The sequence below is a fragment of the Marinospirillum sp. genome (genome assembly GCF_044810985.1).
Classification (GTDB): domain Bacteria; phylum Pseudomonadota; class Gammaproteobacteria; order Pseudomonadales; family Halomonadaceae; genus Marinospirillum.
Window position 1 is genome coordinate 3,004,037 of record NZ_CP085242.1, and the last position, 19,841, is coordinate 3,023,877.

Here is a 19,841-nt window from a genome sequence, read left to right on the forward strand (position 1 = left end):
TGAGCAAAACCCTTGCCAGTGCATAAGTCCTTGAATATAAGGAAATAAAATTAAAACAGGGTAAATGCAACCCTCTATTGGCAGGGTTTAAAACACCCTAAGGGTTGAAATGACCCTGATTCTTGACGCTCAACCTCAACGAGGAACCTCGACCATGGAAACCTATTTGCTGATCAAGCACCTGCACATGACAACCGCCTACCTGACGGCTTTTTTGTTCCTTCTGCGATTAGGGCTGGATGCAGCCGGACGCAGTGGCTGGCGACAAAGCCCCTTGCGTTGGTTGCCGCATATCAATGATAGTCTCTTGCTGATGGCGGCTTTGATGCTGCTGGCCTTGAGTGGCTGGATGCCGGGAGTGCATGCCTGGTTGACTATCAAGCTCCTGCTGCTGGTCGGTTATATTCTGGCGGGTTGGGTGGCACTGCGTCAGGGATTGCCGAAGCACTGGCGGTTGTTGGGTGCTGTTCTTGCCCTGGCCCAGTTGCTGGGTATCTTTTTCCTGGCCATCCACAAGCCGGTTTTTTAAGGGTAGAATCAACCCTGATTTATTTGGTTTTTTTAACCCTAAAGGCGGGACTCTCAATGCTTGCTTCTCTTTTGCTGGCTGACCTGACCACCGAACTGACCCCGGCTGTGCGCTTCCAGCGTCTGCTGCAGTGTCTTAAACAGGAATTTCAATGCGGTGCGGTTGCCCTCCTGAAAAAAGAAGAGGAAATTCTGCGTCCGCTGGCCGTGGAAGGGTTGGTCAAGGAAACCCTGGGGCGGCGCTTTCGGATTGCCCAGCATCCACGCCTGGCAACCCTGCTGAGCAGTCGGGAACCGGTGGTTTTTGATCCCCGCAGCGAAGTGCCTGATCCCTATGATGGCTTGCTGGATTCCCTGGAAGGCCAGCCTCTGCCGGTACATGACTGCATGGGTGTGAGTCTTTATCTGGACGGGCAGCAATGGGGAGTGCTGACTCTGGATTCGCTGACTGCAGGTATCTTTGACCGCTCGGCCAAAGACAAGCTTCACGAAGCCACTTTGATCATTGAAGCCCTGATCCGCATGACGCAACTGGAACAGGAGCGTCTGGGCCTGCGCAGTCTTTCGCGCCAGAATGATACCTTCATGGCATCCGCAGTCAGCGGCAGCTCGGAAATCATCGCCCAGAGCCAGGTGGTGACCCGCCTTCTGCAGGAGCTGGATGTGGTGGCCCAGTCCGACCTGCCTCTGCTGTTGCTGGGTGAAACCGGCGTCGGCAAAGAGCTTTTTGCGCGTTTTGTTCACCAGCATTCACAGCGTGCTCAGCAGCCGATGATTCACATCAACTGTGCAGCCCTGCCGGAATCCCTGGCGGAAAGCGAACTCTTCGGCCACGCCAAAGGGGCTTTTTCCGGCGCAAGTCAGGATCGCCCCGGCAAATTTGAAGCTGCACACGGTGGCACTCTGTTTCTGGATGAAGTGGGTGAATTGCCCATCAGCATTCAAGCCAAACTCTTGCGTGTACTGCAAAGCGGGGAAATCCAGCGTCTGGGTTCGGATGCCACCCGTCAGGTGGATGTACGCATCATCGCCGCCACCAATCGTAACCTGCAGGAAGGTGTCAAAAAAGGCGATTTTCGGGCTGACCTTTATCATCGTCTTTCGGTTTATCCGGTGCCCCTGCCACCGCTGCGGGAAAGACCCGAAGATATCCTGCTGCTGGCGGGGCATTTTTTGGAACTCAACGCCCACCGCCTGGGACTGCGCTGCCTGCGTTTATCCGCTGCGGCTGAAACGGCTCTGCTGCAATACCCCTGGCCCGGCAATGTGCGGGAGCTGGAACACGTCATCAGCCGAGCGGCCCTGAAAACCCTCGCAAGACAAAACTCCACCGGCAATGGCTGGATCACCCTGGAACCCCAGGAACTGGATCTGAATCTTGAACCGGGCGTGACTTCGGCCCCAGAAGAAGAGGGTTCACCTCAAGGCAGGCCGCTTTTGCCCTTGAAACAGCAGCTGGAAATCTGCCAGCGTCAGGCTGTTCAACAAGCCCTGGACACCGCCGAAGGCTCCTGGGCCGAAGCCGCCCGCCTTCTGGAAGTCGACTCCAGCAACCTGCACAAACTCGCTAAGCGCTTGAACCTGAAATAAACAGAGGCAGAACCTCTGTGCTACGCTTCACAGAACATAACTCAACAAGGATGTCTTATGAGTCACCACCATGATACCGGCTACAAAGAAGTGTTCAGCTATCCAGAACTGATACAGCAACTGATTGAAGGGTTTGTTCCCGAAGAGGTTGCCGAAATGATGGATTTTTCTACCCTCAAACTGGAAAACGGCAACTATATCACGCCACTGTTTGAGGAAAAGCATGAGGATCTAGTCTGGTCTGTCGAAGTAACCTGGCAAGGTAGTACACAAAGGGTCTACCTCTATTTATTGATGGAATTTCAGTCCAGCATCGACACTACAATGCCAATCAGGCTGATGCATTACGTTTCCTGCTTTTACAGTCAACTGATCAAGAGCAAGTCCACCAGTACCCGCAAAGGCTTGCCGCCCGTTTTTTCTCTGGTGCTTTATAATGGCCTGCAACGCTGGAAAGTTCCTGATAATATCAGCGGTATGATTCATCCCCAGCCACCTCTGTTCCTTAAAGACTATCAGCCAGCTTTGCGTTATTATTTAATTGACGAAGGAGCTTACACGGATGAAGAGCTGGCAGCTAAAAGCAGCTCAGTCAGTGGCATTTTTGCAATTGAAAAAGCATCCAGCAGCAGGGAACGAATGCAGCAAGCCGTGGATCGAATGGTTCAGATTATCCGTAAAGATCCCAATAAAGAACGTATTGATCAGGTCATCACTCGCTGGCTTAAACGCCACTTCTATCGGCTGGGTGATCGCCAGAACTGGGACAGAATTCACAGCCTGATTGAGGATCACGCCATGATTGCAGAAAACATTCAAACCTGGGCACAGAAAGAACGCATGGAGGGTTTACAGGAAGGCTACCAGCAGGCAAAGGTTGAAGCTGAACAACGCCTGGAAGAAATGGTACTCAACATGGTGCAAGCAGGTCTTCCTGATGGTCAGGTAGTCAATATTACCGGAATAACTCCAGAGCAGTTGGCAGCTATCAAAGATAAGCTGCGCTCACACTGAGAACAAATCAGACGGCACCATGTCACTGACCTTCCAGACGAATTTTCAACTCAAGGCCCGCCCAAGGGGTTTTCATCTGATCACGGATGAAGTGCTGGCACAGATACCGGAAATCCGACAGCTGCAAGCAGGCCTGCTGCACTTGTTTCTTCAGCACACCTCGGCTTCCCTGACCGTGAACGAAAACGCTGACCCGGCAGTGCGTCGCGATTTCGAGGTTTTCTTTAATCGTCTGGTACCGGAACACCAGCCCGGTTATGAACACATCTATGAAGGCAGTGATGATCTGCCAGCCCACTTCAAATCCAGCCTGCTTGGCCCTTCGCTCACCCTGCCCGTCACCAGTGGTGACCTGAACCTGGGCACCTGGCAGGGCATTTACCTCTGCGAACACCGCAATCACGGTGGCAGTCGAAGACTTATCTTGACCTTGCAAGGGCAGGCATAGAGAACCCTCACTTCTTGACCAAATACACCCCACCTTCAGCATGGTCGGTGTAGGGAAACTGGTCAAAGAAGGCAAAACGCTCGATGGTGTGGGTTTTGCTCAGGGTTTCCAGGTTTTCGGCGAGGGTTTCCGGGTTGCAGGAGATATAGATAATCCGCTCATAACGGCTGACCTGTTCCAGGGTAGTGGCATCCAGTCCGGCACGGGGTGGGTCGACCAGCACTGTGGAGAAGTCGTATTCGGCGAGGTTGAATTTCACCGCCGCTTTGGATTTCGGGTCTTGCAGGCCAGCAGAAAAATCCTCGGCTGACATGCGTTCAATGCGCACATTTTCGATGCCATTGGCTTCAATATTGTACTGACCAGCCGCCACGGAAGTGCGGCTGATTTCCGTGCCCAGAAGCTTGCGAAAGTTATCTGCCAGCGCCAGGGTGAAGTTGCCGTTGCCGCAATACAGCTCTACCAGATCGCGTTTATCGTGCTGTTGATCGCGCAGGGACTGCGCTCCTACAGGCGCACTGACATCGATAGCCCAGGCCAGCATCTGTTCACAGACACGGGCATTGGGCTGGGTAAAGCTGCCTTCCACCTGCTTGTAAGTTAGTGTTCGCTTACCTGCTTGCAGCTTTTCCAGTACGTAATCGCGTTCCAGCACGATTTTCTGCTTGCGGGCGCGGCCAATCAGCATCACACCCAGTTCCTCCTGAAGCTGGCGAGCGGCTACTTCCCATTCTTCATCCAGCTTACGGTGATAAATCATGCTGACCAGCATTTCCCCGGACAGGCTGTTCAAAAACTCCACCTGAAACAGCTTGCGGCGCAACAATGGGCGATCACGAATGGCATCCAGCAGGCGCGGCATCAGTTCATTGATGGCTTCACTGGCTACGGGATAGTCATCCATGCGCACCTGACGGCGATCCTTTTTGGGGTCTTCACCCACTTCAAACATGATGTAGAAGATATCCTCGCCTTCGTGCCAGACACGAAATTCCGTGCGCATCCGGTAATGCGAAGGGGGCGAAGCAAAAACCTCCAGCTCGGGCGGGTTGAAAGCCTGGAAACGCTCACGCAGGCGCTGAGCCTTGGCATCCAGTAATTGCGGGTAAAGATCGGGAGTCACCTGGGGCAGGGTGGAGGCCATAAAGTCAGTTGTTCTCGGAAAATAAAGGTTGAGGGTTCAAGACAAAAGTTTCAATTCATCAAAGCCCAGGCACTGCAAGGCCTGAGGCAGTTGGCTGTCGGTTTCCAGCGGTGCGGTCAGCCAGCAACTGCGGGCAAAAGTGTCCGGGCAACAGGGGTTGGGGTAACCCTCTTCAGCCAGCAGATGCAGCACCCGCCGGGCAATGGCCGCACCGGAATCCACCCACTGCCAATGCTGGGCACCGGCTTCTTCAGCCACCCGCGCCAATTGTTTTTGCAGCAGAGGAAAATGTGTACAGCCCAGAATCACAGTATCCAGACGGGGTTCATCCAGAAACGGCTGCAGGATTTCCCGCAGTCGGGCATCAGAAGGCTGCTTGCCGGCCAGGGCATCCTCAGCCAGTTGCACCAGACAGTTACTGCCAATGCGCGTGACCTGACAATCCCCGGCAAAAGTCTCAATCAGTTTTTGAGTATAAGGGCGCTCAATTGTGCCTTTGGTAGCCAGCAGACCAATATGCCCGGAACGCGTCATCAAACCGGCAGGCTTGATCGCAGGCACCACACCCACCACCGGAAGACTGAAACGCTCACGCAAGGCAGGCAAAACCACCGTACTCGCGGTATTACAGGCCACCACCAGCAAACAGGGCTGCACCTGTTCCAACAAACGCGCCACCACCTCCGGCACCCGCTCCAGCAGCCAGGCATCCGACTTGAGACCATAAGGAAAAGCCTCATTGTCACAGGCATAAGTCAGCGGCAAATCCGGCATCCGCTCCCGCAAAGCCTCAACAATCGACAAACCACCCACACCCGAATCAAACACCAGAATCGGGCCAGGCAAGGTTTGCAATGTGGGGCAGGTATCAGCGGTCAAAATCAATCCTGAAGGCGGAAGAAACAAACGAGCATTTTACGCCCAGCGGGCAACAGACAGCAAATCTCCAACAAAGCTTGCATGCTTTACCCGCTGGATTTGCACGGAAAACCCAATGATTAGAAAATAAAAATTGATAAATCAGAAGCTTAGTATGTAGACCAGCAGGATAGTGTGCGCACAACTATTGCGGATAGGCGGCGTGCACGGTTTATCGGGAAAACTTTGACCTGAGTTCTGGAAAAAGCTGATAAAACCCGGTAAGTTGGAACGAAAAGTAGGCGGATATTGAAAATGGCAAAATGCGCATGCCTACTAACAAAATGTTAACCACAAAAAACTATGAACGACGAAGAATTCGATAAATATCTAGAAGATGCATGTGACGAGCTTGATCAAAAGTATCAGGTTTTAGTGGATGAGTTTGGTTTTGGTGGTCACGACAATTTTGTTATCGAGTATGAAAATCAATCTCTGATGTTCTTTGATAAAGAAAAACCAGTTGTAGCGGCTACTATTTTGCCGGTTGCATCTCATATACCAGAAAAAGAGAGCTTGGTCTGGTTCTGGTCCAATCGCAACTTACCGGATGCTGTTCGCGACCATAGTTCAGCCGTTAAAAAGCTCTATGACGTGACGGGTTACGAGGTTTTTAATAATCCTTCAGTAGAGTGCGATGAGAGTATGGCTTGGGAAATTGCAGCTATGGCTTGCAAGTGTTTGGAAGCAAAAGGGGTTTATCGCATCTCACAGGGTAACATGCATTCCTATGTTCTAATAACTGAGGTGAGGCACTATGGTTAACAAGTCAAAGCACGCGGACTTGGTAAAGCTGTCACCTTTTTTTCAAAAAAGTCGCCAACTTCACCCAGCCGGTGTTTGAGGCGTTCAGGCTGTAGAAAAACCTCGCCGGCTATGCTGAAATGAAGCATCTATGAGCAACCGGCCCTTTCTCATGCCCAAGTTCAAGCACTACGACTACAACCAGACCGCCATGGTGGTGATTAATTATCAGGATCAGCTGCAGCCAGGCACTTTTGAACACGCCTTGCACTACCTGATCTCTGAAAAACTGGATCTTTCTGCTTTCCACCAGCCCTACAAAAATGACACCGAAGGCCGTCCGGCTTACGATCCAGCCATTCTTCTGAAAATCATCCTATTTGCTTATTCCAAGGGCATCACGTCTAGCCGAGAAATCCAGTGGTGCTGCGAAACCAATATCATCTTCAAAGCCCTGTCCTGCGATACCGTTCCTCACTTCACCACCATTGCCCACTTTGTCAGCAGCCAGCCCCAGGCCATTGAAGACCTATTTGAACAAGTTCTTCTGGTCTGTGATCAGCAAGGGCTTTTAGGCCATGAACTCTTTGCCATTGATGGCTGTAAAATGCGCTCCAATGCGGCCAAGGAATGGTCAGGCACCTTTAAAGAGCTGAAAGAGAAGCGCAACAAACTCAAACGCCTGGTCCGTCACCATTTGAATGAACACCAGGAACGTGACACCTGGGAAAGTGAGGAAGAACTGGATCAGGATATTCGCAAAGCCCAAACCATCCTGACTCTGAATGAAGCCGCTGAAAAGGTTGATCGCTTCCTAAAGACGAACACCCCAAGGAAGGGGCAAAGTAAAAGAGGCAAGGAAGTCAAAAGCAACATTACCGATAACCAGTCCGCCAAAATGACGACCAGCAAGGGCACCATCCAGGGTTATAACGGCGTGGCCTCAGTTGATAAAAAACACCAGATCATCATTGATGCTCAGGCCTTCGGCGAAGGGCAGGAGCACCACACCCTGCAACCGGTTCTGGAAACCATCAAGGATCGTTACCAACGACTGGGCATCCATGACAACCTTTATAAAGATCAGATTGTTGTCACTGCCGATACCGGCTTCGCCAACGAGGCGAACATGAAGTATTTGCACGAAAACGGAATCAACGCTTATATCCCAGATAACCAGTTCCGCAGCCGTGATCCCAAGTTTAAGGATCAAAAAGAAAAGTACGGCAAACGTCACCAGACACCCGGCAAGCCCAAAGCCAAACAACTCATCCCGGCCAGCGAGTTCCAGTTCGATCCCATCAAGCTGACCTGCATCTGTCCTGCTGGCAACCAGATCAGCCATCGGGGAACTCGAGACAACGACCAGGGTGTTCCCACAGCCTATTTTGAAGGCAGGCTACTGCAATGCCGGAACTGCAAGAAAAAGCACCAGTGCATGAAGACCCCGGCATCAGCAGACCACAGAAATGGAGCCGGACGCCAAGTCAGCTTCCCACTCAATGACAAACGACCACCCAGCTACACCGACTGGATGAAACACCGTGTGGATAGTCCCAAGGGTAAGCAAATTTACAGTCACCGCATGTCCGTTGTTGAACCCGTATTCGGTAACATCGGCACCAACAAAAGACTCAGCCGCTTCAGCTTGAGGGGCAAGGATAAAGTTCAAGGGCAATGGCAGTTGTATTGCCTGATCCACAACATTGAAAAGCTGGCCCACTATGGCAAGCTGGTTCACTAAAGCGGCAGGGGTGGGGTCAAATCGGTCTCGAAATAGGGTTCTGGAAGCACCATGATGACCGGCTTACAAAGCTCAAAGCCTGAAAAGGCCAGAAACACAGAATAAAGTAAGGGTTGCCGACCAAAACCGGCAACTGAAAAATGAACAACAGAGAACGAGCTGTTGGTAGGAAAAGCTGGCTGGAAAGAGGTTTTTCTACAGGCTCGTTAGGTGCCAAAGCCCAGAACAATGAAATGGAGAAAATAAATGTCAGAGCTAGTTGCTAATTGCCCGAGATGCAAAGCAAAGGAAATGACTTTCGATCTAATCTGCGAAATCTCCACCTACATAGAGTGTAGCTGGCAAAGATGGTTTGAGGCTTTTAGCATTTGTCGTCAATGCAATAGATCTACAGTCTTTGTTTTAGCGCAAAGAGAATCGAGTGACGATTTATTGCTTAGAAAAACGCGATTATCAGAACTTCAACGTGCAGTAAATCAAGTTATGTACGTTAAGGGTCATATCACATTAAAGGATCAAGTCTCAGAAAAGCCACCAGAGCATTTACCCGAAAATATTAATGCCGTATTTAAAGAAGGTGCTGCATGTATGGCTATTGGGTGCCATAACGCAGGAGCAACCATGTTCAGGCTTTGCATAGATTTGGCAACAAAATCTATGCTGCCTGAAGGTGAGGTAGAGGGACTCAACAATAAAGTCCGAAGAAATTTAGGCTTAAGGCTTCCCTGGCTATTCAAAAATAATATTCTTCCAAATGCATTGGAAGAATTATCATCATGTATCAAAGATGATGGCAATGATGGTGCCCATGAAGGAACCCTAAACGAACAAGATGCCGAAGATATTCTTGATTTTACTTATGTTCTTTTAGAGCGGCTGTATACTGAGCCTAAAAGGCTTGAGCTGGCAAAAGAACGTCGTCAAGCAAGAAGAACGGAGGCGTAAATGCACCTAACAAGCAAAGGCAGCATCGCCCTGTACTTGCCCCGTTTTAGTGGACACCTTCAGTCACCACTGGAGGTGCTACAATGCCACGATACAACAACCCCAAAAAAACGCGTCAGTACAGTTTCGAATTCAAGCGTAAAGCCGTTGAAATGAGCCTGGAACCCGGCGTTCAAGTGCAGGAAGTGGCTCAGCGTCTAGGTATCCATCCCTTCATGCTGTCACGCTGGCGAAAAGAATACCGTGAGGGGCTGTATCCCTTGACTACACCCAAAGGCAAGTCCTTGAAAAAGACTCGTAAATCATCAGCGCCCGACACTGAAAATGCAGAGCTGAAGAAGCTCAGAAAGGAAAATAGTCGACTAAAACTGGAGGTCGACCTGCTAAAAAAGTGGCAACGGTTTCTCGCGGAACAACGCAGGAACGCTACCGATTCATAAAGCAGCACCACCAGCAACTGGGCATTCGTTTTCTATGTCGCTGGCTGAAGGTATCCCACAGCGGCTATTACGCCTGGCTGAAACGCCCTGAATCGATGCACAAGCAACAAGATCGAATGCTCAGGCATCAGGTCCTTCAGGCTTTCTCAGCCAGCAAAGGCCGCTACGGTGCTCCGCGTATTCATCAACAATTACGCCAGGGCGGCACCTGTATTGCTCGTAAGCGAGTGGCCCGGCTGATGCGTGAAATGGGCCTGAAAGCGCGGGTGGCGCGGATTTACCGTCGAACACCAGGCATCACGCGGTTTTATGCCAAACATCAGAACTTATTGCTGGAACAAGGTGCTCCACAACAGATGGATCAGCAGTGGGTGGGCGACCTGACCTACATCCGAGTGGGTCGTCAGTGGCGCTACTTGTCAGTGGTCATGGACAAGCACTCAAGACGCATACTGGGTTGGAAGCTAGGCGCTCAGAAGACAGCAGCTCTGACCTGTAAAGTACTCAAACAAGCCTTGAATGCACGAAAACCCAAGGCAGGCTTGATCTTCCATACGGATTGAGGTGTTGAATACGGTGCTCATGAAGTCCAGGACCTGCTGAAAAAGCAGGGCATCCTGAGCAGTATGAACCGCCCTGGTTGCTGCACCGACAACGGTTATATGGAATCCTTCTTCCACTCACTAAAGGCAGAATTAATACATGGAAGACACTTTAATACCGATGAACAGTTGAAGCGTGCCGTGAATGTGTTAATGGCCAACTAAACTGACCCGCTTCTGGCCATTAATTTTGACCCACCCCCAAGGTGGCTTTGGCCACCAAAACCAGTACCTTCCCTCAACGATGATGATTAAGGGGAAGGGTTTTGAAGGAGTGGGTTGTGATTCATAAAATCAAAGCACTACACGACAACGGCCAGGGTCTTTCCGTCCGAGCCATCAGTAAGCAGTTGTCCATCTCTCGCAATACCGTTCGCAAGTATCTGCGTCTATCGGAAGAAGCCATTCAAGGTCAGCAATCAGACCCCAGTCGCAGCAAAAAGCTGGATGATTACCGCAGTTATCTGGTGTACCTACTGGGTGAGTTCCCCAAGCTGAGTGCGGTGAAGGTTGCTCGTAAGCTGCGTACTAAATATGGCTCCATCCCTGCATCTGATCGAAGTTTGCGCCGTTATATTCAACAGCTGCGCCAGGAAGTGGCTGTAGCTCAGGTTCGCTACTTTGAACCCATTATTGATGATGTGGCCGGTGTTCAATGTCAGGTTGATCCCGGCGAGCTGCGAGGCGTTCGGGTCGGTGATCAGGAGGTCACCCTTCACTTTGTTGTCTTCGTGCTCTCTTTCTCGCGTCTGATGTATGTGGGCCTGAGCTTCCAGCCCCTTGATACCCAGGCCTTTATTCAACTGCATGATGAAGCCTTCCGGTATTTTGGCGGCATCACCGAAGAGTGTGTTTATGACCAGACCAAGCTGGTGGTGATCAAGGAGCAATACCGGGAAATCGAGGCCAACCAGCGCTTTTACCAGTATGCCACCACCGCAGGCTTTAGAATCCATGCCTGTGAAGGCTATGACCCCCAGAGCAAGGGCAAGGTGGAAGCTGGGGTCAAATACGTCAAGCAGGACTGCTTTTATGGCGAACACTTCACCTGTCAACAAGCCGTGAGAGACCATCTGCAAAACTGGCTGGATGAAGTGGCCAACCGTCGTGAGCATGGCACCACCGGCCAGATCCCCCACACCGTTTTTATGGCCGAAGAACGAACTCAGCTGAAGCCTTACCTGGCCCCCAGCAGTCTTCGTCAGCCTTCGGCGATTGAAACTCGTCGTGCGGATAAAACCGGTCTGATCAGCTACCAAGCCAATAAATACTCCGTGCCTCTGGCCTGGCAGCAATCTCAGGTCGGTGTAATGCAGCAGGAAGGCCGTCTGGTCATTACCGACCTAAACACTGGTGAGACCCTGGCCGAACATACCCTGTGCCTGGAAAAGGGGCGCATCATCAAGAACAACAACCACTACCGGGACAGGGAAGCTCGGGTGGCGCAGCTGGAGACCGAAATCAGTCAAATGCTGGGAAAGGCTCTGGGTCAGACACTCTGCCAGCAGATCAGGCGCTCAGAGCCTAGAGTCGTCAAGGATCAGCTGGTTGCCCTGAAATCCATCCTGGCTCACCTGGAGCCGGAAGATCGAAAGCTGCTTGTGCAGCTGGCCGAGCGGCCCGGCATTACCGCTGGCAAGATCAAACGCTACCTGGAGGCGGAACGTCAGGCGCGGAGCAAAGGGCGTTATCCAGATCACGGTCTGCCAGAGGCTACTTCGGCCAACCATGTAGACCTCTCGGCTTACCAGCGACTTGGCCAGTCCAGTGGCCAGGAGGTGACCCATGGGGCAGCTTGAACAAACCCGCGCCCGCTGCAAAAGCCTGAGGCTGACCTGGATGGCTCAACAGCTCCCTCAGCTGCTCGGTGAAGCTGAAAGTAATGACTGGTCTTATCTACAGTGTATCGACCACCTGATGGGCTATGAGCTGAAAGAACGCGATCAAAAACGCATCCAGCGTCACTTCAAACAAGCTCACTTCCCGATGGAAAAGCGCCTGGATGACTTCGACTATCGTCACCAGACCACCATCAATAAACGCCAGATCAGTGCGCTGCTGGACTTCAACTTCCTGGATCAGCGCCAGAACCTGGTGTTCATCGGGCCACCGGGAGTGGGCAAAACCCACCTGGCCATTGGCCTGGGCTACAAAGCCATCGAAGCCGGTTACAAGGTGCTGTTCAAAACGGCCATGACCCTGGTGGAAGAGCTGGAACTGGCTGAAAAACGCGGTGAACTGAAAAAGCGGATCAGCCTGCTGGCCAAAAACGACCTGCTGATCATTGATGAGCTGGGATACCTGCCCATGAGCCGCCAGTCCCGCTATAACCTCTTCCAACTGGTCAACAGCCTGTATGAGTACCGCTCCATCATCCTGACCACCAACAAGGACTTCACCGACTGGGGAGAGTTCTTCCATAACGACAATGTGGCCATACCCATCGTAGACCGGATTATCCATCACTCACACATCTTCATGCTGGGAGGAGAAAGCTATCGACTGAAAGAAAAGTTAACCAACTAACGCACCAGGTGGGTCAATTTTATTGGCCAAAGGTGGGTCAAAATAAATGGCCATTGACAACTATGAACACCCTGCAAAAGAACAGAGTTCCAGGCGTTGCGTTGACAACCATGCTGGCCATGGCCCTTGTTGCTCTGCTGGCGGGCTGCAATGGATCCGAGCAGACAGCCGATTCAAGCGATAACCAGACCAATGTCGATCAGTCCGGTGGGGACGAGCAGCCGCTGGGAGATGTTGCAGAGTTTGATGGTTTTACACTCCGGGCCAATGTGAGTCCTACCGAATATCTGTCCGATGCTATGGCACAACAACATGGTATCGAAGCCGATCCCAGTCTCGTCATGCTCAATGTGGTGATTCTGGAAAAACGACCAGAGCAGCGGCCAGTCACTGTTTCTGGCGAATTGAGCGTATTTTACGAAAGCCTGACCGGTCGCGACACTGACATTGACATGCGCTCGGTCAAGACCAATGACGGCATATCCTATATCGGTACCCTGGATACCAGTGAGCAGCGTTTTTTTGCCTTCGTGATTGAGGCGCAGCCCGAAGGTACCGACGAACCTCTGCAAATGAACTTCGAGGTGCAGCTCCCTTAGCTCAGTACCACAGAGAGCAGAACGTATTGGGTTTTCGCAGCTGTACGACCGGAAAAGACCGCTGGTGTGTTCACCAGGCGGCCTTTGAGTTCAGGTGAAACCTTTCGTTAAACCTTGAAGCGTCCCACTCTTTCCAGCAGGTTTTGCGACATGCTGGTGAGATCCTGGCTGGAAGAGGCCATTTGGCTGGATTCCGAGGCCACGCTGGTGGACAGGTCGCTGAGCTGCACCACTTGCTGGTTGATGCTGTCAACAGCGGTGCTCTGTTCTTCAGAGGCTGAGGCGATCTGTTCATTCATGGCTTGAATGGATTGAATTTCCCGAAGGATGTTTTCCAGGGCTTGGCCAGCCGAAGTGGAGGTGTTGGCGGCGGTTTCAGCCTTGCTGACCCCTTCCTGCATCAGATCCACAGCCTGGCCTGCAACTTCCTGCAGCTGTTCAACGATGTTTTGAATCTGGCTAGTGGAATCCTGGGTGCGTTGGGAAAGGGTGCGAACTTCATCGGCAACCACGGCAAAGCCACGCCCTGCTTCCCCGGCCCGGGCGGCTTCAATGGCGGCATTGAGTGCCAGCAGGTTGGTTTGTTCGGCTATGCCGCGAATGACTTCCAGAACGGTATCGACATTGCGGCTGTCATCAGCCAGCTTGTTGATGACCTCACCGGCCTGGTTCATGTTTTTGGCCAGCAAACGGGCTTCATCAATATTCTGGTTGATGATTTTTTGACTGGCTTCGGATTCCTGGCTGGCCTGGGCGGTGGATTCCGTTGCCTGGACAGTGCGGTTGGTGACTTCTTCCACGCTGGCCAGGATTTGCGACATGGCGCTGGCCAGGCCTTCTGAAGCTTCCTTCTGGTGGCTCAGGTTCTGATCCATGGAGGCAACGGAAGCGGATTGCTGGTTGGCAGCGGCAGCCAGGCGGTGGGCGACATCCTGTACGTTTTGCATGATTTCCTGAATGGAGAGGATAAAGGTGTTGAAGTGGCGTGCCAGATGAATCAGTTCACTGCTGCCTTGTTCCTGAAGCCGCTGGGTGAGGTCGCCTTCACCCTTGGACAGGCTCTTCATGGCGGCGACGGTTTTATTGAGGGGCAGGGTGATGCTGCGAATAAAGAAGGCCACCAGAAGAGACAACACCACCAGAATAGCTGCGGCTGTCGAGAAAGAACGAATCTCTGAAGCGGCTATGTCGGCTTGCAGGGCGTCCATATTCAGCCCCGAACCCAGCGTCCACTCCCAGGGTTCAAAGAAATCAGCGTAGCTGGTTTTAGGGTCGAGCTGTTCTTCATTCTCGGAATTGGGCCATTGATAATCGACAAAACCGCCGCCTTCCCGAGCTGCGTCATAGAGTTCCTGCACGAAGTATTTGCCGTTGGGGTCCTGCAGGCCGGTGATGTCCTTGCCCAGCAGGGCGGTGACGGCATTGGCTATGGAAATGCCGTCTTTGTCACCTACAAAAATGTAGTTGCCTTCATCAAAACGCAGGGCGGAAACGGCAGCCAGAGCCTGTTCTTTGGCTTCTTCTTCGGTTAATTCACCGTCCTGGCTGAGCTGGTAATAATGGTTCACCAGGTTGGTTGCACTTTCGACCAGAAAGATCACCCCCTGTTCATAACTGTCGCGCAGATGGGTTCGGGCTTTCCAGGTGTCCAGCAGGGTGTTGCTGATCAGGCCCACGGCAAAAAGTCCAAGGATGATCCAGGCTCTTGCGGCAATGGAAATGTTGTTCATGAGGTTACCTGTGGTTTCTTGGTTTAAAGGGTTTTTTAGTGATAGGGGCCGGGTGGCAGCTGTCTTTGCAAAATCTGGAATTGCTTGGCTTGCAGGGCTTCCATTTTTTGCAGCAGCAGCTTTCTGTCGTCGGAAGTCAGGTTCTGGCCCTCCAGTTCTGCAATGATTGCATTCAGGTCAGCCAGGGCTTCCTGTGAAAGTTGATCCGACGGCTCGTTTGTTGTGTTGGTGTTTTTCAGTGAGCTGCTTTGTTGTTTTAATCGCTTTTGGGCAGCCTTTTTGAATGTATTCATGGTCAGGAGGATCCAAGATTTAATTGGTAGATGTTGATTCGGTTCAGTGCACAATCAGGCAAATACACTTGATTGTTCTTGACTTGCATCAAGTAAGGCATCCAAAGTTGGCCTTGATCCGGGTCGGCTCCAAAACCGCTGAAGCTGTCCAGAAACTCACCCTCCAGGGTGAAGATTTTGATGGCGCGGTTGACCAGGTCGGAAACAATCAGATGGCCCTGCTCACAGGCAATGCTGGTGGGCAGCAGGAAGCGGTCTCCCTCGGTTGCATAGCCCGCTTCGCCAAAGCTGCGCAGCCATTGCCCCTGACTATCGAAAACCTGGATGCGGTGGTTGAATTGATCGGCAACATAGCAATGACCCTGGTCATCCATGCAGAGATCAGAAGGGGTATTGAATTCACCCTCGCCATCCCCGGATTTTCCGAAAACTTCAACCAGTCCGGCAATACCACTTAAGGTGAGTCGCCAGCGGGCAATACGATGATTGCCTGAGTCGGCTATCAGGATGTCCTGGTTCAGAGGATCGATGGTCAGGCCTTGGGGTCTGTCCAATTGCCACGGCAGGGAACCCTTGGTGCCAAACACCCGGTAGGGCACCAGTTGATCCAGGACTGGGTGGTACTGGTAGATGGTTACCAGGCTGGTCAGGTAGTTGCAGACGACCAGCAGGGGTACATCCGGGGCCAGTTGTCCGGCCAGGCGACGTCGTGTTTTCAGGGAGGCAATGCCCAGAGAACCGGGAATTAAAGGGCGGCTGGTGGGGCGGGCACTGTCCGGGTCTGAATGGGAGGTGGCCTGTAGTTGGTAATTGCCGGAATCAACGATCCAGAGCTGATCTTTTGGATCAGTTATCTTGCCTTCACCCAGCAGCAGACGCCACCAGCTTTCCTGCCAGCGGCTCAACCAGTCGGTTTGCCAGCTGATGGCCAGGTTGAGCCAGGAAGGCAGCGCCGGGGTTGGCCAAGTGCTGATCAGGTCTTCCATGCGTTCCTGCTTTTGATCCAGCCAACCTCTCATGAAGCCGGGCTGAGCTGCTGTTGACCCGGTTTCTGCGGTCAGGCCGCCTGCTGTGGCCGCCACAAAATGAAACTGCCCCGGTTGGTCCCGATCATCCCCCACACTGGCCAATACCTGGGTGAAGCGGCTGGAATCCGATTTCAGGCTGGATAAATCAATGCGGTGCAACTGCAGGGAGGCCAGGAGAGGTTCTGTAATCAATAAGCAATCCGGTTGTTGGGCCTGGGTGATTTGTATGGGGGCAAAAAAACCGCGCAATCGCCCCAGTTTTTTGCCATCCAGACCATAAACGGCTATGGCATTGGCTTCACCACCCGGTATCAGCAAGTAGTCATCAATGCAGGCTACATCCCTTGTCAGCTCCAGTCCGTCAATATAGGCCTTGCCATTATCGGAAAAAGGCCGAGCCTGACCCTCCCAGTCACAACGCACCAGAGTATTGAAGCCGGTATTGGCAATGTAGATATTGCCCTGTTTATCCAGGCTCAGACCTTGGGGCCAGAGTAAATCCAGGTCGTCCTGTTGCTGGTCAGGGTAGGTGATGGATTTGATTTCTCTCAGGTAATGGCCCTGGTCATCAAAAATAACCAGGCGGCTTTCGCCCTCGGCACCTTCATAAAACTCATCAGCAACACAGAGTTTGTTTTGATAAAAAACAATGCCATTGGGCCCGGTCAAAGGAGAGGGAATTTGGTTTCCAAAACAGGAGACGGGCCTGATCTTGAGCTGCTGATCGTATTCCAGGATTTGTATACGCTGATTGGCCATATCCGTCACGTAGATCCAGGGTTTTTCCGGGTGACTCAACAGCCTGAAAGGCATATTGAACTCACCTGGCTGGGTGCCCAGATGGCCGTAGCTGGCCAGAAGCTGTTGCAGTTCGGCATCAAAGACAAGCAGGCGGTTGTGAGCGGTATCTGCCAGCCAAGTGTGCCCAAAAAGATCAATACAACTACCCACCGGTGTGTTGAGTGACAGCTGGCCCCTGCTGGGTGCAGGCAAAGCAGGAAGCTCATCAAGCACTTTGCCCAGATGTGAAATATAGGTAATCACCTGTCTCTCCTTTGATTAAAATCACAAGAAAGAGCTTAGCTGCAACGGATGAAAAATTAATGCTACAAAGTCGCAGATTAACAAAAAAGAACCAAAGGTAAAGTGATGTTGCACTGCACAAAAATAACAAGCAGAGTATAGAACATAAATATGAAATATATGAGGTGATTAAAATGTCCGATCCTAAAAGCTGTCCCATTTCATATTCGGAAGCTTTGAAGGCCAGAAAAGTGGTCTATGAGTATCTGAAACCAACCGGGTTGATTGCCTATAAAAATCTTTCAAGCCTGTTGGGGGCTGAAATTTTAGTTAAGCATGAAAATCACCATCCTACTGGTTCTTTCAAAATAAGAGGGGGTGTCAATTTACTGCGTCACCTGAAAGATATTTCAGCTGAAGGGGTGATCACTTTCTCCACGGGCAATCATGGTTTGTCTATTGCCCAGTCTGCTGCCTGGGTGAATATGGAAGCCACCGTTGTCGTTCCCGAGCAGAGCAACCCTGCAAAAAAATGCAGTATTCAATCGACCGGGGCGCAACTGATTGAAGCAGGCAAAACCTTTGAAGCGGCATCACAGGTGGTTGATGAGCTGGTTGCAGAAAAAGGTCTCTATTTTGCTCATCCGGCCAATGAGCCTCATCTCATTAACGGAGTCGCTACTGAGTTCATCGAGATTCTGGAAGACGTACCTGATCTGGATGCCATAATATTGCCCCTGGGAGCCGGTAGCGAAGTGGCAGCGGCTTGTGTTGTCCTGAAAAAAATCAACCCGGACATCCAGATTTATGCTGTTCAGGCTGCAAACTCCAGTGCTGCCTACCAATCGTGGCACAAGGGCGAAATTCTGACTGCTGATAACACCACTTTTGCGGGCGGTTTTGCCACAGGAAGCGCCTATGAAACCCCTTTTGCCATCTACAAGGACAAGCTGACCGATTTTGTGATCTTGTCTGAAGAGGAAATCTACCAGGGCATTGCACTGGCTGGTTATTATACGCATCAGTTGGTTGAGGGAGCTGGCGCAGCCACTCTGATGGCCGCCCTGAAACTGCAAGAGCAGCTAAAAGGCAAAAAGGTTGTCCTGCAATTCAGCGGCTGCAATGCCTCCCCGGGTGAAATCCTGAAAGCTTACCAGCTGCCTGCTTTTCAAGAAGGCTGGGTAGGGTAAGCTTTCAGCCTTACTTTTATTTCTTATTCCATAAACTGGCTAACCAACAAACTGGCGTTGACACCCCCGAACCCAAAACCATTACAAAGGGCATGTTCAACGGAATGGTTTCTGGCTTTCAGGGGTACGAAATCCAGGTCCTGTAGAGGTTCGTCCGGTGTTTCCAAATTCAGTGTGGGAGGGATGTGGTTGTGAATGACAGCCATTGCTGTAAAGATGCTTTCCACACCACCTGCGGCACCCAGCATATGGCCGGTCGCTGATTTGGTCGAGGAAATGGGAATCTTTGCTAGTTGGTCGCCAAAGACCCGGCGCAGGCTGGCGATCTCGGCCTTGTCTCCGACCGGGGTTGAGGTGGCATGGGCATTGATATAGTCGAGATCACGGGTTTGCAGGCCGGATTGTTGCAGGGCGCGCTGAATCGCCTGGGCTGCACCCGAGCCATCTTCCGGCCCCGAGGTGATATGGTGAGCATCACTGCTGGTGCCATAGCCGCTTAGTACTGCCAAGGGTTGGGCACCCCGGTTCAGGGCATGATCCAGAGTTTCTATGACCATCACACCAGCACCTTCACCCATTACAAAACCCTGACGACTGGCATCAAAAGGTCGTGAAGCCGTTTCTGGGTTTTCATCCTGTGTGGATAAAGCCTTCATGGCATGGAAGCTGGCCAGTGACAAGGGGTCGATACAGGCTTCGGTTCCTCCGACTAGAGCAACTTTGGCTTCGCCGCTACGGATCAGACGCATGCCGTCACCGATGGCCTGAACACCTGCAGCACAGGCAGTCACCGGGCAACCCAGAGGGCCTTTAAACCCATAACGGATGGAAATCTGGCCAGCAGCCAGGTTGGCTAAAAAAGCGGGAACGGTAAAAGGTGAAAGTCTACGATGGCCGCGGCTTTCCAGAGTTTTTTGAGCCTGGGTAATAGTGGGAAAACCACCAATGCCGGTGCCAATCAGGGTGGCTGTAGCTTCCTGGTCCTCACGGCTATTGGGTTGCCATCCAGATTGTTGCAGGGCTTCTTCAGCAGCAGCCAGTGCATAGAGAGTGAAAAGATCCAGCTTTTTGAGCTCTTTAGCATCAACGACGCTGGCCGGGTCAAAGCCGCCTTCAGGGTCTTGGTTTTGGTTGGGCACCAGGCCAGCTAACTTGATTGGAAAGTCGGTCACGTCAAAGCGATCAATTAAGCCCAAACCAGACTGTCCTTCCAGCAAGCGTTTCCAGACACGATTGACACCGCAACCCAGAGGGCTGATCATTCCCATGCCGGTAATGACTATAGGCGAATTCATGGACTTACCCCGTCTTGTTGATGAAATTTAGAGCCATGCT

General features: G+C 51.9%; 20 protein-coding genes. 14 read left to right on the forward strand and 6 right to left on the reverse strand.

All coding sequences use genetic code 11. The features are described from left to right. The first annotated feature begins 109 nt into the window (after positions 1–109). The 4 genes from LG323_RS14150 to LG323_RS14165 are packed head-to-tail and all read left to right on the forward strand — an operon-like array spanning position 110 to position 3,580. Complete coding sequence (locus LG323_RS14150) at positions 110–529, forward strand: SirB2 family protein (protein ID WP_404417514.1); 420 nt, start codon at positions 110–112, stop codon at positions 527–529. A gap of 56 nt (positions 530–585) precedes the next feature. Further along, entirely contained in the window at positions 586–2,118 is a 1,533-nt protein-coding gene (gene norR, locus LG323_RS14155; protein ID WP_404417517.1) for a nitric oxide reductase transcriptional regulator NorR, read from the forward strand. A gap of 57 nt (positions 2,119–2,175) precedes the next feature. Further along, positions 2,176–3,132: an Rpn family recombination-promoting nuclease/putative transposase gene (locus LG323_RS14160; RefSeq protein ID WP_404417520.1), complete on the forward strand. Its 957-nt coding sequence runs from the start codon at positions 2,176–2,178 to the stop codon at positions 3,130–3,132. 19 nt (positions 3,133–3,151) lie between these two features. Next, positions 3,152–3,580, forward strand: coding sequence for a secondary thiamine-phosphate synthase enzyme YjbQ (locus LG323_RS14165; RefSeq protein WP_404417523.1), 429 nt, complete (start codon positions 3,152–3,154; stop codon positions 3,578–3,580). 7 nt (positions 3,581–3,587) lie between these two features. Here LG323_RS14165 and trmA read toward each other — a convergent pair whose 3' ends face one another. Beyond that, positions 3,588–4,724, reverse strand: a complete 1,137-nt coding sequence (gene trmA / locus LG323_RS14170) for a tRNA (uridine(54)-C5)-methyltransferase TrmA (RefSeq protein ID WP_404417525.1) — start codon at positions 4,722–4,724, stop codon at positions 3,588–3,590. Positions 4,725–4,760: 36 nt separating this feature from the next. Then, positions 4,761–5,603: a glutamate racemase gene (gene murI, locus LG323_RS14175; RefSeq protein WP_404417528.1), complete on the reverse strand. Its 843-nt coding sequence runs from the start codon at positions 5,601–5,603 to the stop codon at positions 4,761–4,763. 342 nt (positions 5,604–5,945) lie between these two features. Between murI and LG323_RS14180 the strand changes: the two genes are divergently transcribed. From LG323_RS14180 to LG323_RS14220, 9 genes are all read left to right on the forward strand, one after another. Then, positions 5,946–6,407, forward strand: coding sequence for a DUF6882 domain-containing protein (locus LG323_RS14180; RefSeq protein WP_404417531.1), 462 nt, complete (start codon positions 5,946–5,948; stop codon positions 6,405–6,407). A 130-nt stretch (positions 6,408–6,537) separates the two neighbouring features. After that, the gene (locus LG323_RS14185; RefSeq protein WP_404417534.1) at positions 6,538–8,130 is read left to right on the forward strand and encodes an IS1182 family transposase; all 1,593 of its coding nucleotides are present in this window, start codon (positions 6,538–6,540) and stop codon (positions 8,128–8,130) included. Positions 8,131–8,376: 246 nt separating this feature from the next. After that, on the forward strand, positions 8,377–9,075 hold the full coding sequence (locus tag LG323_RS14190) for a DUF4145 domain-containing protein (RefSeq protein WP_404417537.1): 699 nt from the start codon (positions 8,377–8,379) through the stop codon (positions 9,073–9,075). A gap of 83 nt (positions 9,076–9,158) precedes the next feature. After that, on the forward strand, positions 9,159–9,515 hold the full coding sequence (locus LG323_RS14195; RefSeq protein ID WP_404417539.1) for a transposase: 357 nt from the start codon (positions 9,159–9,161) through the stop codon (positions 9,513–9,515). Beyond that, positions 9,467–10,078: an IS3 family transposase gene (locus LG323_RS14200; protein WP_404417542.1), complete on the forward strand. Its 612-nt coding sequence runs from the start codon at positions 9,467–9,469 to the stop codon at positions 10,076–10,078. Before LG323_RS14195 ends, LG323_RS14200 begins: the two co-directional genes overlap by 49 nt. A gap of 99 nt (positions 10,079–10,177) precedes the next feature. Then, a complete protein-coding gene (locus tag LG323_RS14205; RefSeq protein WP_404420144.1) occupies positions 10,178–10,282 on the forward strand; it encodes an IS3 family transposase in 105 nt (34 codons plus the stop codon). Between the two features lie 116 nt (positions 10,283–10,398). Next, complete coding sequence (gene istA / locus LG323_RS14210) at positions 10,399–11,916, forward strand: IS21 family transposase (protein WP_404416226.1); 1,518 nt, start codon at positions 10,399–10,401, stop codon at positions 11,914–11,916. Beyond that, positions 11,903–12,643: an IS21-like element helper ATPase IstB gene (gene istB / locus LG323_RS14215; protein WP_114418945.1), complete on the forward strand. Its 741-nt coding sequence runs from the start codon at positions 11,903–11,905 to the stop codon at positions 12,641–12,643. The genes istA and istB overlap by 14 nt, the downstream gene beginning before the upstream one ends. Positions 12,644–12,705: 62 nt before the next feature. Next, positions 12,706–13,242: a DUF4426 domain-containing protein gene (locus LG323_RS14220; RefSeq protein ID WP_404417544.1), complete on the forward strand. Its 537-nt coding sequence runs from the start codon at positions 12,706–12,708 to the stop codon at positions 13,240–13,242. Between the two features lie 107 nt (positions 13,243–13,349). Here the strand turns inward: LG323_RS14220 and LG323_RS14225 are convergent, their stop codons facing one another. The 3 genes from LG323_RS14225 to LG323_RS14235 are packed head-to-tail and all read right to left on the reverse strand — an operon-like array spanning position 13,350 to position 17,337. Next, positions 13,350–14,972 carry a methyl-accepting chemotaxis protein gene (locus LG323_RS14225; protein WP_404417547.1) on the reverse strand — a complete coding sequence of 541 codons (1,623 nt, stop codon included), beginning with the start codon at positions 14,970–14,972 and terminating at the stop codon, positions 13,350–13,352. 35 nt (positions 14,973–15,007) lie between these two features. Next, entirely contained in the window at positions 15,008–15,265 is a 258-nt protein-coding gene (locus tag LG323_RS14230) for a hypothetical protein (RefSeq protein ID WP_404417550.1), read from the reverse strand. Between the two features lie 2 nt (positions 15,266–15,267). Further along, positions 15,268–17,337, reverse strand: a complete 2,070-nt coding sequence (locus LG323_RS14235; RefSeq protein WP_404417553.1) for an NHL repeat-containing protein — start codon at positions 17,335–17,337, stop codon at positions 15,268–15,270. A gap of 173 nt (positions 17,338–17,510) precedes the next feature. Here LG323_RS14235 and LG323_RS14240 point away from each other — a divergent pair, with 173 nt between their 5' ends. Then, positions 17,511–18,506, forward strand: coding sequence for a threonine/serine dehydratase (locus LG323_RS14240; protein ID WP_404417556.1), 996 nt, complete (start codon positions 17,511–17,513; stop codon positions 18,504–18,506). A gap of 23 nt (positions 18,507–18,529) precedes the next feature. Here LG323_RS14240 and fabF read toward each other — a convergent pair whose 3' ends face one another. Continuing rightward, positions 18,530–19,801, reverse strand: a complete 1,272-nt coding sequence (gene fabF, locus LG323_RS14245; RefSeq protein WP_404417559.1) for a beta-ketoacyl-ACP synthase II — start codon at positions 19,799–19,801, stop codon at positions 18,530–18,532. Positions 19,802–19,841: the final 40 nt, after the last annotated feature.